The organism is Marinobacter sp. UBA5687 (assembly GCF_002420325.1).
Taxonomy (GTDB): Bacteria; Pseudomonadota; Gammaproteobacteria; order Pseudomonadales; family Oleiphilaceae; genus Marinobacter; species Marinobacter nauticus.
In genome coordinates this window covers 30582-31106 of sequence record NZ_DIHV01000145.1, presented here as the reverse complement: position 1 = coordinate 31106, position 525 = coordinate 30582, and the positions used below count along the sequence as shown (strand labels likewise).

At 62.7% G+C, this 525-nt stretch carries 1 protein-coding gene; it reads left to right on the top strand.

Features of this window, described 5'->3' with window-relative positions; translation table 11 throughout:
- Positions 1-437 (top strand): P-loop NTPase (locus B3Y70_RS16060; RefSeq protein ID WP_288590085.1); only part of this gene is annotated, 437 nt, incomplete at its 5' end.
- Positions 438-525: the final 88 nt, after the last annotated feature.

Genomic DNA, 525 nt, shown 5'->3' with positions numbered 1-525 from the left:
GCGACATCCAGCTCACCCTGGCCCGGAAAGTCCCGGTCACCGGCGCCGTCATCGTCACCACCCCCCAGGACATCGCCCTGCTGGACGGCAAAAAAGGCATCGAAATGTTCCGCAAAGTCGACATCCCGGTGCTGGGCGTAGTCGAAAACATGAGCGTCCACATCTGCTCCAACTGCGGCCATGAAGAGCCCCTCTTCGGCCACGGCGGTGGCGAACGCATCGCGGAAGAATACGAAACCGCCCTCCTGGGCCAGCTACCCCTGCACATGACCATCCGCGAGCAGACCGACAGCGGCGCCCCGACTGTGGTCGCCGAGCCGGATTCGGAAGTGGCAAGACGCTACCGCGACATCGCCAGAAGGGTGGGGGCGGAGCTGTCCACCCGCGAGCGGAATCTTGGTGGGACGATTTCCAGTGTCTCCGTGACGGAGCATTAACCAAGACCGGGTACAGAGGGACTCCAGCTCCATAGTCTGTTCGCGGCATCAGGCCCTTCTGTCCAAAAATGTCGGAGGCCATGGATGG